We start from the raw sequence: 11,110 nt of genomic DNA on the forward strand, positions 1-11,110 counted from the left end.
CTGGAATCCCTCCACCCCAACCCCTCCTCCAAGGAGGAGGGGCTTAGTTTTGTATTACCCCTCCACCGCTTCCCGCGCCTGCTTCGCCATCGCCGTGAGCTGCGCCAGCGTATCCTCGAACCGCCCCTCGCGCTCGGCGCCGCGGAGGAACCTCGCTTATTGCAAACCACTCTCAAATAGGCTGCGAATGATTAGCAATATTAGCCGCCAGCCCCCAGCAGATCGTGCCGCCGCAGCGCGTGGCGCAGCTGGTCGTAGGTGAGGCCCAGCGCCTCCGCCGTAGCGCGCTGGTTGAAGCGATGTTCCGCCAGCGCCTGCGAGAGCAGCTGCTTCTCGAACCGCGACACGCGCGTCTTGAAGTCTCCGCCCAGCTCGGCCGGCTGGGGTGCGGGCGCCGCAGATGCGGCCGGCGCGGCTGGCTCCGCCGCCTTTTCCACCGGGTTCATCGACGAGGCCATCGGTCGCGGCCGATAGGGCGAGGCGAAGGGGTCGATCTCGATCCGGTCGATCGGCCCGCCCTGGTCCCAGCGATACACTGCCCGCTCCACCACATTCCGCAACTCACGGACATTGCCGGGCCAGTCATGGGACAGCAGCGCATCGAGCGCATGCGGCCCCCAGCCCGGCCATTCCTGCCAGCCGAGTTCGGAGGCCATGCGTCGGCCGTAGAAGTCCGCCAGCACCTCCACATCGCCGCCACGGTGGCGAAGCGGCGGCAGCGTCACCACCTCGAAGCTCAGCCGGTCGAGAAGATCGGCGCGGAAGGTACCCTTTTCCACCCGGTGCGGCAGATGCTCGTTGGTCGCCGCGACGATGCGCACGTCCACCCGCACGGGACGCGACGAACCGATCCGCGTGATCTCGCCATATTCCACCGCGCGCAGAAGCCGCTCCTGCGCGCCCATCGAGAGCGTGCCGAGCTCGTCGAGGAACAGCGTGCCCCCATCGGCTTCCTCGAACCGGCCGGTGCGCGCCTTGGTGGCGCCGGTGAACGCGCCGGCCTCGTGGCCGAACAGCTCGGCCTCGATCAGCGTCTCGGGAAGTGCTGCGCAGTTCATCGTCACCAGTGGCTGGTCCCAGCGCGGGCTCAGGCGATGGAGACGTTCCGCGACCAGTTCCTTGCCGGTGCCGCGCTCGCCGATCACCAGCACCGGCCGATCGAGCCCGGCGGCGCGGCTGGCCTGTTCCAGCGCGTCGAGAAAGGCCGAGGACTGGCCGATGACCTGCGTGATCCGCTCCATTCCCCAAGCTTGGCGAATTTTCCCAACTATTAGCAAGCGGAATTTGACAACCACAATTGTAGTCAAAATTAAAACGACGGTTTTCCGCCATTTTTCGAACTTGGCACGCCTCCTGCAAAGATGTCGGCAAGCCCGATGACGGGCACCAACTTCAACCTACCAAGGTTCAGGAACACGATCATGACCAACCAGATCCACACCCTCCGCAACGCCTTCGTGGCGGTTTCCTTCGCCCTCCTCGCCAGCCTGGTCCTGACCGCTGGCGCAGTGGCACCGGCGATCGCCTGAGGCGGCACACGAGGTCTCCTGGCATTGCCTCCCTCGGCGGTGCCAGGGCCGCCGGAAGGGCCCCCATCCCTTCCGGCGGCACCCCCAAAGAACATACGAAGGAGCGCATAGCATGGGTATCTTCTCGCGAACCCGCGATATCATCGCCGCCAACGTCACCGACCTGCTCGACAAGGCCGAGGACCCCGCGAAGATGGTGCGCATGATCATCCTCGAGATGGAGGAAACGCTGGTCGAGGTTCGCGCCAGCGCGGCGCGCACGATCGCCGATCAGAAGGAAATGCGCCGCCACATTGCGAAGCTGGAAAAGCTGCAGGAAAGCTGGACCGAGAAGGCCGAGCTGGCCCTTTCGAAGGACCGCGAGGATCTCGCCAAGGCCGCGCTGGTCGAGCGCCAGAAGGCCGCCGACATGTGCGATCAGCTGCAGCAGGAGATCGCGGTGCTCGACGAAGCGCTCCGCGCCTCGGAAGAGGACATCAACAAGCTGCAGAACAAGCTGCGCGAGGCACGCACCCGGCAGAACTCGATCGTCGCCCGCCTGGAAAGCGCCAACAACCGCGCCCGCTTGCGGGAAATGACCAACGGGTCGAAGATGCAGGACGCTTTCTCGCGCTTCGACATCCTGGAACGCCGCGTCGATCTGGCCGAAGGCCGCGCCGATGCGATGGGCCTGGGCGGCAACCCGAAGACGCTCGAAGAGGAAATCGCCGAACTCCGCTCGTCGGAAAAGGTCGATGCCGAACTCGAGGCGCTGAAGGCGCGGCTGAACAAGGGAGCGTAACTGGTGGAAGACGTCCTCATTCCGGTCTTCGTCTGCGCCATCCTCTTCCTCGGGATGCCCTGGATCGTCTTCCACTACGTAACGAAGTGGAAGCAGGCAGGGACCATCACCCGGGAAGACGAGAACCTTCTCGACGACCTGTATCGCACGGCGCGCATGCTCGAAGACCGGTTGATGACGGTCGAACGCATCATCGCCGCCGACAACCCCGACTATCGCCCGCACGCGGCCCAGCGCCCGGAACCGGGCAGCTACGATCCTTCACGGAGGAACTGAAATGTCCGCTCGTACGAAATTCTACCTCGACCGGCAGAACCGCAAGTTCATGGGCGTCTGCGCCGGCCTGGCAGATTATACCGGGATCGACGTGACCTGGATCCGGGTGGCCACCGTGCTGCTCACCGTCGCCACCGGCTGGGTTGCCCTGGGCTATTTCGTGATCGCCTGGATCGCGAACCCCAAGCCGGTGGGCCTCTACGACACGCCGGAGGACGAACGCTTCTGGCAGGGCGTCCGCTCCAGCCCCAAGCGCTCGACCGCCGAGGTCCGCTCGAAGTTCCGCGACATCGATCGCCGGCTCGCCGACATCGAGATGTTCTACACGAGCCGCAACACCCGGCTCGCCGAAGAGATCGACAGCCTGCGCTGAGACGCAGGCTGTCAACAGGGAGAAGCACGATGAACTGGGGTGGGCCCGCATTCGTGATCGCACTGGTGGCGATCTCCACCATCGGGTGGCTGGTCAACAACTGGATCCGTGCCCGGCACGGCTATTCGATCAGCGACGACTGGGGCAAGAATATCGACAAGGCGGATGCCGAGGCCGCCCGCAAGATCGACCTGCTCGAAGCCGACAATGAACGGCTCGCAGGCCAGATCGGCCGGCTGGAGGAGCGGATCGCAGTCCTGGAACGGATCGCCACCGATCCCGCCGAACGTACCGCCCGCGCCATCGACGCGCTGCGCTGAGGAGACGAACGATGATCGAAGTTTCTCTCGCCCCGTTCCTCCCATGGATCATCCTGATGGGGCTGGCGATGGGCTTCATGGCACTCGGCGGCTGGCTGTTCACCACCTGGCTTCGCGTCAAGAACGGCTATCCGCTCGAGAACAGCTGGGGCAAGGCCGTCTATCCCCAGCGCAACGACGAGGCGCTGGAGCGGATCAAGCTGCTCAGCCAGGAAAACGCCCAGCTCCGCGCCGAGATCGGCTCGGTCAAGGACCGGCTGGCCAATGTCGAGCGCATCGTGACCGATGGCGCGCACCAGCTCGATCGCGAGATCGAGGCGCTGCGCAGCCGCTCGAACTGAAGGGGACCCGTGCCATGGACAGCTTTGCCCTCATCCCGATCCTCGGCATCAGCTGCGGCCTGCTGGCGATCATCGGCGGCGTCTTCATCAAACCCTTCCTGAAGCTGCAGGAGCGGCGGATGGAGATCGAAGCCCAACTGACCGCCGAGAAGGCCGCGCAATATGCCGCCCACACCGAACGGCTCGAACAGCGGGTGCAGGTGCTGGAGCGGATCATCACCGATCGCGGCATGGGCCTCGCCGAAGAAATCGAGAAGCTGCGCGACGCCCCGCTGAACTGAAAAAACGTTTTCACCCCCATCTGAAGCAAGGAAATATCGATGATCATCATGCTCGCAGTGCTTGCCGCACTGTGCGGGGGAGCTATTGCCCTCGCCGAAAGCCGCGATCGCCCCCGCCGCCGCGCCCTCCGCGCCGCAGAGGCATCGCCCGCAGGAAACTGAGGCGCGCCGCGCGCCGACTAGGGGAGTAAGGTGCAATGAACCCGTTCGAAATGGTCGTGGCCATCATCGTCGTGATCACGATCGGCAGAGTGCTCCAGGCACGCTATGGCGTGATCAAGGGAGGTCGGGGCAACCGGATGGAAGGCCTTGCCGTCCGCGATCCCGCCGAGAAGTTCGAGGCCGACCGCCTCCGCGACGAGATCCGCGCCCTCAAGGAGCGCGTCCAGGTGCTCGAGCGCGTCATCACCGACAACGAAAACAGCCTGCGGCTCGATCACGAGATCGAGAAGCTGCGCGACAAGAACCGGATCTGAGCCATGTTTTTGGGAGCAACCCCGATGACCAGCGACCCGCAACTCGCCATCACTCTCGCCGTATCGGGCCTGGCGGGCCTGGGTATGATCACCGCCGCGGCGCTTTCCGGCTGGCGCGGCTGGCTGGCGCTGAAGCACCGCGAACTGGCGGAACGCCACCGCCCGGAAGCGACCGCGACGACGATGCCCAGCCCGGCCTCGCGGATCGAGCTGGCCGACCTCAAGGAACGCATCCGCAAGCTGGAAGCGATCGCCGCCGGGGTGGACCTGTGAGCCAGACGACCCCGACGACGGCGGAGGCCAAGCCCGCCCCGGCGCCGGAGCGGGCGCCACGCCCCCGGCTGGGCCTGCGCTACGGCGCGCCGACGACCAAGTAATCGCGAGGCTGGAAAATAGCGCACGGTACGGCTAGCGCGAACCCCATGACCAGCCTTGCCGATCTCCAGGATGAATATGGGTTTCTCGACGCCGACGATCGCTATCGCTTGCTGATCGATCTCGGCAAGGCGCTCGAGGACATGCCCTCCCCCCTCAAGACCGATGCGACGCTGGTGCGCGGCTGCTCGGCCTCGGTGTGGGTCTACCCGACGCGGACAGACGATGGGCGGCTCCACTTCCTGGCGGATTCGAACGCGGCGATCACCAAGGGCATCATCGCGCTGGTGCTGCTGACGGTGCAGGATCGCAGCCCGGCCGAGATCCTGGCGACCGACATCGAGAGCGCGCTCGCCCCATTCGACCTCAAGAACCAGCTCAGCTCGAACCGGACCCAGGGCATCCCCAACATGATCGCGCTGATCCGGGAAACGGCGGGAAGGTACGCCTGATCCCGCGCTGGGAACTCCGCGCCCGGTAAACCGTCATCCCGGCGAAAGCCGGGATCCATTGGGGGCTACGTGTCCGCTCCTACTGGCACCGAGTGGCGAATGGATTCCGGCTTCCGCCGGGATGACGTACAAAAGGTACGGTGGTCCTGCCGACACGTCGCTCGGTGTGGGGAAGGCCTCAGGAAATCCCCAGTTCCCGCCCGACCTCGTCCAGGTCCGCGCCCTTCTTGACGATCAGCCACTCGCGCGCCTGCGCGCCGTTCACCACCGTCACCGCGCCGCCGGGGCACACGCCCAGGCACTTGGTCTCGACCACGCCGACCTCGGCCTTGCGGCCCTTGCCCAGCCCGAACTGCTTGCGCAGCGCCTTGGCGAGCGCGGTCTTCCCCTTGGGACCGAAGCCGCCGCCGAGCTTCTTCGAGCATTTGCCGCACACCAGCACCGCATTGCCCCAGTTGGACGCGACCAGCTGGGTCATTGCGGCTTCCATTGGCGCCGGTCCTCGGCGGTCTTGAGCACGTCGTACGCCGCCTGGATCGCCTGGAAGCGCTTGGCGGCATCGGCGTCGTTCGGCCGAACGTCCGGGTGATATTCCTTGGCAAGCCGGCGCCAGGCGCCGCGCACCGCCTCGAACGTCGCGTCGACTTCCAGCTCCAGCACTTCCAGCGCCTTCATCTCGTCGCGCGAGCGGCTGCCGTCGCCCGGACCCGCCCAGCTGTTGGTGGCCGAATGGGCATAGCCGTTCGCGGTGCGGCGCTCGTTGGCCTCGCGCTGCGCCGCCTCTTCGGCGGTAAGGCCGGCGAAATAGTCCCAATTGCGGTTGTATTCCGCGGCATGTTCCTCGCAGAAATACCAGCGTTCGGGATTGTTGGGCGATTTGGGAGCCGGCCGGTCGCCCGGCCGATCGCAGCCGTCGCGGTCGCACAGCCGCACGCGCGCGGCCTCGCGCTCGGAGCCGTATTCGCGCCAGCGGGGAAAGCCCCAGTCCATCGATCGCGTGTGTCGCGCCATAGCCCGCCCAGATAGGCGCGGGGCCGGCCAAAGGCCAGAGCCGCGCGTGCGTGATAAGAGTAATGCCAGAGGATCTGTAAGCCGGGTTCTGTCCACCCCCGAAGGGGATAGGCGACCATTCCTCTAGGCGACGGATCGCTCCGCCGCTCCAGCAACCAACCCGGACGACGCGCCGGAACGAGGCGCATGTGCCGTCCCTATTCGGTCTTGCTCCCGGTGGGGTTTACCAAGCCGCTTCCGTTACCGGTCGCGCGGTGCGCTCTTGCCGCACCCTTTCACCCTTGCCCTTACCCCGGCGAACCGGGGCAGTGGGCGGTCTGCTCTCTGTGGCACTTTCCCTGGGGTCACCCCCGGCGGGCATTACCCGCCACCGTCGTTCCGTGGAGCCCGGACTTTCCTCCCCTCGCATCGCTGCAAGCGGCGGCCGCCCGATCCTCTGGCCCGCCTGCTCTAGCGCCTCGGGCGCCACACGCAAGCGGTTCAGCGTTCCGAGGTCGCAACCGGCGCGGGCGGCGGGGCGGACGCCGTGTCGAGCGAAGGCGCGGACGGAGCGCTCGTCGCCGGCGGCGGCGGCGGAGCCTCGGTCCGGACCGCCGGCGCCGAAGCCTGGGGCGAAGGGGCCGGTTCCGGTGCCTTGGCGTTGGTCGGTGAGTCCTCCGGCTTCGCCGCTTCGCGGGCCTTGCTCTGCGCGTCCTGCGCCTTCTTCGCGGCCTCGGCGTCGCGCGTCTTGTCAGCCTCCTGATTCTGCGCCTCGTCCGGCGTCTGCTCGGCCGCCTCGGGCTTGGCGGGCGCCATGGCGGTGCCCCAGGCCTGAACCTCGATGCGCCACTGGGTGCTGGCGGTGCCGCCGGCAAGTGCGGCGCGACGATAGTCGGCGGCGACGCTCACGACCCTGTCCGCTCCCGAGACGCGCGCGACGCGGTGAAGCTCCGCCGTCGCCTCGGCGGTGGTCGGCGCGTTGACGATGCCGATCCCCGGCCCCTTCTCGTCCCCCCGAACCACACCGGTCATGCGAACATGCACCGGTCCCATGGGCGTCATCTGTGGTCGGATCGAAATGCTCACCGTGTATACCTCCGGCGCGCATCTCATCAGATTTCGCTTAGGATTTCGTAATCCATCATGGTTACCGGGCGCCCGATTCGTCCGGCGGTAAGGCTCAGTCGTCGCCCTGCGGCTTGGGCAGCAGCAAGGCGAGCAGGATGCAGCGGCATTCCATGTCGATCTCGCCGTCGATAAGCTCCGGCCGAAACCGCCGCTGAAAGGCGGTCACCGCCGCTACCGGATCGGTCACGTCATAGCCGAACCGCTCCAGCGCCAGCATGAAGCCGCCGTCGGGCCAGCCGGGATCGACCAGATTGCGCGTCGGCCGGGGCAGCGCCAGCCGAAGGCGCGCCAGCGCGTGCCAGTTGAACAGTTCGCCCGGGTCCTGCTTGCGCGCCGGCGCCACGTCCGAATGGCCGACGACATTGCCGCGCGTGATGCCGTGGCGCTCCTTGATGTCGGCGACCAGCGGGATCAGCGAGCTCATCTGCTCGGCCGTGAACGGCCGATAGCCGAACTCATGCCCGGGATTGACGATCTCGATCCCGATCGAGGCGGAATTGACGTCGTCATTGCCCCGCCAATGGGATCGACCGGCATGCCAGGCGCGCTTGCCCTCGTCGACCAGGCGAAAGATGCGGCCGTCCTCCTCGATCAGATAATGCGCCGAGACTTGCGCCTCCGGATCGCGAAGCCGCGCCAGCGCCGCCTCACCGCTTTCCATCCCCGTGTAGTGGAGCACGATCATCGAGACGGGAGACAGACGTTCGCCGAAGTTCGGGGAAGGTGCATCGAGTATTTCCAGGCCGCTGGTCATGCGCTCTTCTACTGCCCGCGACGTATCTGGCAAATGCCCGGATCACCCTGCCGCCGCCAGCGTCGTGGCCGCGGGGCCGCTTGCCCGGTAGAACCCCCGATAGGCTTCGCTCGGGGTGAAATGATCGGTCAGCCCGATCACCGTCTCGCCCGCGCCCAGGACAAGCAGGCCGCCGGGGCGGATCGCGCTCGCCAGCCGGTCGAACACCTGGCGCCGCAGCGGCAACGAGAAATACAGCATCACGTTGCGGCACAGGATCAGGTCGAACTTGCCCGGCGGCGGGGCATCGGCGGTGAGGTTCTGCTGGCGGAACTGCACGCGCCGCACCAGTTCGGGCCGAGCCACCCATTCACCGTCAACGGTGTCGAACCATTCGACCATCCGCCGCACCGGCAGGCCCCGCTGGATCTCGAACTGCGAGTAGCGCCCCGCCCGCCCGCGCGCGAGGGCCGCCGCCGACACGTCGGTCGCGACGATCTCCGGCGGCATCGGGAACCCCTCTGCCTTCTCGGCGAACAGCATGGCGAGCGACAGCGGCTCCTGGCCGGTGGAGCAGCCTGCCGACCAGATTCGCAGCCGCCGGTTGCCGATCTCCGCCTGCATCGCCGTCGCCGCCGCGGCGACCTGATCGTGCACCGCCACGTCACGGAAAAAGCTCGTCTCCTGGTTGAGCAGCACGTCTACCACCTGATCGGCCAACTCGCCCGTTCGCGCCCCGAGCAACTGGCCGACCAGCGCGTCGAGGCTGGGCAATCCGCGTTCGCGGAGCACCGGCTTCAGTGCGGTCTCGATCCGCCAGGCGCGGTTGGCCGCGATCTGCTGGCCGGTACGCTGCTCGAGCAGGGATCCGATCAGTTGCATGGCGCCGCCGCTCAGTGCGTCGGCGCCGATCATCGCACGCCTCCCCGGCCGATCAGCCGGCCGATCTCTTCGGGCGGCAGCACCGCACTCGCCCGCCCGGCCGTCGCAACGGCGCCGGGCATGCCCCAGACGACCGAGCTGGCCTGATCCTGCACCAGCACCTTGGCACCCGCCTCTACCAGGCGCCCGGCACCCTCACAGCCGTCGCGGCCCATGCCGCTCAGCACCACGCCCAGCGCACGCGCACCGAACACCTCGGCGACGCTATCGAACATCGGATCGACCGAGGGCATGCAGCCGCTGCGCGCCCATTCGGTGGTCAGCCGGATCGCGGCCCCCTCGGAGGTGCGCACCACCTTGATATGCGCCTCGCCCGGCGCGATCACGATCCGGCCCGGCCGGATCCGCATCCGGTCCTCCGCAACGTCGCACGGGCGCGCACCCAGCACGGCGAGCTGGGTCGCAAAATAGGTCATGAAGCTGGGCGGCAGGTGCTGGGTCACCAGGATCGGCAGCTGGAAGCTCGCCGGGATCTGCCGGAACAGCTGGCTTAGCGCGTGGATGCCGCCGGTAGAGGCGCCGATCGCGACGATCTGGAAGGGATCGATCTGCACGCCGGCACCTGCCGGCCTAGGCGCCGGGGCGGAAGGCGCAGGGCCGCCGGGGCTGCTCTCCACCGGCATGTCGAGCAGCCGGCCCAGCCGATCCTCCAGCACCTCGGCAAAGCGTCCGCCGAACGCGCCCACGCCGGGCTTGACCAGCGTATCCGCCGCGCCGAGCGCCAGTGCCTGCAGGGTCGCCGCCGCGCCTTCGTCCGCCGAGGAGGAGACGATCAGCACCTTCGCGCCCCGCCCCGCCGTCACCACGTCCGGCAGAGCGGTCAGGCCGTCGATGCCAGGCATGGCGATGTCGAGCAGGATGATGTCGACCCGCTCGCGGCCAAGGAAATCGAGCGCCGCCCGAGCATCGCCCAGCGCTGCGACCACGCGAAAGCGGTACGTGCCCTCGATCATGCGGGTCAGCACCGAGCGCGCGACGACCGAGTCGTCGACGATCAGCACGCGGCCTTGGCGCGCGGCTGCCATGGGCTCGGCAGGCTGCGGGATGGGCAGGCTCGTCACGCGGGAGCGCTCCGGCGGAAGAGGATCAGGCGACGCCGACGATCTGCAGCTTGCTTTCCAGCGTCTCGCGATCGAACGGCTTCATCACATATTCGTCCGCGCCTGCCTCGATGGCGGCGCGGATATAGGCCATGCCGTTCTCGGTGGTGCAGAACACCACCTTCGGCCGCTGTTCGATGCCCGAATTCTTCAGCGCGCGCAGGAAATCCATCCCGCTCATTACCGGCATGTTCCAGTCGAGCAGCACCACGTCAGGCGGCGTCGCCAGGCAGGAATCGAGCGCCTCGCGACCATCGCCGGCCTCGCGGACCTCGAAATCGAGCGTCTCAAGAATATGCCGGGCGACTTTTCGAATAACTTTCGAATCGTCCACGACGAGGCAAGTCTTCATGGTCCCTGGTCCCCTGGCAGGCATCTTGTCGATCCGTATTAAGCGCGAGAGGTAAGTATCGCGTTAATCTGCGAGTCAGGAAAGCAGGGCCGAGGCGGGGACCAGTGCCGCGAGATCCACGACCAGAATGGGTTCGCCGTCGCGTTCGACCAGCCCCCGTGCCGCGGCCCGCCAATTGCCTTCCAGCGCGATGCCGCCCGCCAGCGGGCGCAGCTCGAAGGGGGCGACATCGTCCAGCGTGTCGACCAGCATGGCGTAATGATGCCCGTCGATCTGGGTGATGACCGCGCGCCTGGCGAGCGTGCAGCCATTCAGGCCAAGCGCCGCTTCGGTGTCGACGACCGTCACCACCCGGCTGCGCAGCGCCGCAAGACCGCGCACGGGCTTGGCGGCACGGGGAACGGCGGTCACTTCGCCGATGTCGACCACCGATTCGACCTGGTCGGAATCGATCGCCACGGTGCGTCCGGCGACCTCGGCGATCAGGTAGAGTTGCTGCGCCATCACCGGCCTCCCCGCTGCGCCACGCGCGCCTCGAGCGCGAAGAGCAGCCCGGCACGATCGTAGCGATAGACGCTGTCGTCGCCCGGCTCGGCCTGGCGCTTGCGCCGCAGCCGCACCACTGGCGCGCTGCGCACCGGCGGCTCTGCCGCGTCGGCGG

General features: G+C 67.3%; 20 protein-coding genes and 1 other RNA gene. 11 read left to right on the top strand and 10 right to left on the bottom strand.

All coding sequences use genetic code 11. The annotated features are described in order from the left end of the window. Positions 1–180: hypothetical protein (locus tag KK7_RS23390; RefSeq protein WP_040598418.1), on the top strand; the 180-nt coding region annotated here is incomplete at its 5' end. A gap of 20 nt (positions 181–200) precedes the next feature. On the opposite strand, the gene pspF is transcribed toward KK7_RS23390, so the two are convergent. Next, entirely contained in the window at positions 201–1,241 is a 1,041-nt protein-coding gene (pspF, locus tag KK7_RS0111250; protein WP_010544752.1) for a phage shock protein operon transcriptional activator, read from the bottom strand. A 135-nt stretch (positions 1,242–1,376) separates the two neighbouring features. On the opposite strand from pspF, the gene KK7_RS22915 reads away from it, so the two are divergent. From KK7_RS22915 to KK7_RS0111305, 10 genes are all read left to right on the top strand, one after another. Further along, positions 1,377–1,529, top strand: a complete 153-nt coding sequence (locus KK7_RS22915) for a hypothetical protein (RefSeq protein ID WP_158000001.1) — start codon at positions 1,377–1,379, stop codon at positions 1,527–1,529. 112 nt (positions 1,530–1,641) lie between these two features. Further along, a complete protein-coding gene (pspA, locus tag KK7_RS0111260) occupies positions 1,642–2,310 on the top strand; it encodes a phage shock protein PspA (protein WP_010544753.1) in 669 nt (222 codons plus the stop codon). Between the two features lie 3 nt (positions 2,311–2,313). Beyond that, positions 2,314–2,586, top strand: coding sequence for an envelope stress response membrane protein PspB (pspB, locus tag KK7_RS0111265; protein WP_010544754.1), 273 nt, complete (start codon positions 2,314–2,316; stop codon positions 2,584–2,586). 1 nt (position 2,587) lies between these two features. Beyond that, positions 2,588–2,959 (top strand): envelope stress response membrane protein PspC, encoded by a 372-nt coding sequence (gene pspC, locus KK7_RS0111270; RefSeq protein WP_010544755.1) that lies wholly within the window; start codon positions 2,588–2,590, stop codon positions 2,957–2,959. Positions 2,960–2,988: 29 nt separating this feature from the next. Beyond that, entirely contained in the window at positions 2,989–3,279 is a 291-nt protein-coding gene (locus KK7_RS0111275) for a hypothetical protein (protein ID WP_010544756.1), read from the top strand. A gap of 11 nt (positions 3,280–3,290) precedes the next feature. Beyond that, positions 3,291–3,620, top strand: a complete 330-nt coding sequence (locus KK7_RS0111280; protein ID WP_010544757.1) for a hypothetical protein — start codon at positions 3,291–3,293, stop codon at positions 3,618–3,620. A gap of 14 nt (positions 3,621–3,634) precedes the next feature. Next, positions 3,635–3,901, top strand: a complete 267-nt coding sequence (locus KK7_RS0111285) for a hypothetical protein (RefSeq protein ID WP_010544758.1) — start codon at positions 3,635–3,637, stop codon at positions 3,899–3,901. Between the two features lie 197 nt (positions 3,902–4,098). Next, complete coding sequence (locus KK7_RS0111290; RefSeq protein ID WP_010544759.1) at positions 4,099–4,377, top strand: hypothetical protein; 279 nt, start codon at positions 4,099–4,101, stop codon at positions 4,375–4,377. Positions 4,378–4,401: 24 nt separating this feature from the next. After that, positions 4,402–4,650 (top strand): hypothetical protein, encoded by a 249-nt coding sequence (locus KK7_RS0111295; protein ID WP_010544760.1) that lies wholly within the window; start codon positions 4,402–4,404, stop codon positions 4,648–4,650. Between the two features lie 149 nt (positions 4,651–4,799). Further along, positions 4,800–5,204: a SufE family protein gene (locus KK7_RS0111305; RefSeq protein ID WP_010544761.1), complete on the top strand. Its 405-nt coding sequence runs from the start codon at positions 4,800–4,802 to the stop codon at positions 5,202–5,204. Between the two features lie 178 nt (positions 5,205–5,382). Here the strand turns inward: KK7_RS0111305 and KK7_RS0111310 are convergent, their stop codons facing one another. The 9 genes from KK7_RS0111310 to KK7_RS0111345 all read right to left on the bottom strand — a co-directional run bounded on the left by KK7_RS0111310 (position 5,383) and on the right by KK7_RS0111345 (position 10,953). Then, positions 5,383–5,682 carry a hypothetical protein gene (locus tag KK7_RS0111310; protein WP_010544762.1) on the bottom strand — a complete coding sequence of 100 codons (300 nt, stop codon included), beginning with the start codon at positions 5,680–5,682 and terminating at the stop codon, positions 5,383–5,385. Further along, positions 5,679–6,215 carry a J domain-containing protein gene (locus KK7_RS0111315; protein WP_029623192.1) on the bottom strand — a complete coding sequence of 179 codons (537 nt, stop codon included), beginning with the start codon at positions 6,213–6,215 and terminating at the stop codon, positions 5,679–5,681. Before KK7_RS0111315 ends, KK7_RS0111310 begins: the two co-directional genes overlap by 4 nt. Before the next feature lie 61 nt (positions 6,216–6,276). Beyond that, positions 6,277–6,655, bottom strand: an RNA gene (gene rnpB / locus KK7_RS21550) — RNase P RNA component class A. A 40-nt stretch (positions 6,656–6,695) separates the two neighbouring features. After that, positions 6,696–7,256 (bottom strand): hypothetical protein, encoded by a 561-nt coding sequence (locus KK7_RS23170; protein ID WP_193378017.1) that lies wholly within the window; start codon positions 7,254–7,256, stop codon positions 6,696–6,698. Between the two features lie 118 nt (positions 7,257–7,374). Then, complete coding sequence (locus KK7_RS0111325; protein ID WP_010544765.1) at positions 7,375–8,076, bottom strand: N-acetylmuramoyl-L-alanine amidase; 702 nt, start codon at positions 8,074–8,076, stop codon at positions 7,375–7,377. 42 nt (positions 8,077–8,118) lie between these two features. Further along, positions 8,119–8,970, bottom strand: a complete 852-nt coding sequence (locus tag KK7_RS0111330) for a CheR family methyltransferase (RefSeq protein ID WP_010544766.1) — start codon at positions 8,968–8,970, stop codon at positions 8,119–8,121. Then, complete coding sequence (gene cheB / locus KK7_RS0111335) at positions 8,967–10,058, bottom strand: chemotaxis-specific protein-glutamate methyltransferase CheB (RefSeq protein WP_010544767.1); 1,092 nt, start codon at positions 10,056–10,058, stop codon at positions 8,967–8,969. Before cheB ends, KK7_RS0111330 begins: the two co-directional genes overlap by 4 nt. Before the next feature lie 25 nt (positions 10,059–10,083). Then, a complete protein-coding gene (locus tag KK7_RS0111340; RefSeq protein WP_010544768.1) occupies positions 10,084–10,449 on the bottom strand; it encodes a response regulator in 366 nt (121 codons plus the stop codon). Between the two features lie 75 nt (positions 10,450–10,524). Next, positions 10,525–10,953, bottom strand: coding sequence for a chemotaxis protein CheW (locus KK7_RS0111345; RefSeq protein WP_010544769.1), 429 nt, complete (start codon positions 10,951–10,953; stop codon positions 10,525–10,527). Between the last annotated feature and the right edge of the window lie 157 nt (positions 10,954–11,110).

It is taken from the genome of Sphingomonas elodea ATCC 31461, assembly GCF_000226955.1.
Lineage (GTDB): Bacteria > Pseudomonadota > Alphaproteobacteria > Sphingomonadales > Sphingomonadaceae > Sphingomonas > Sphingomonas elodea.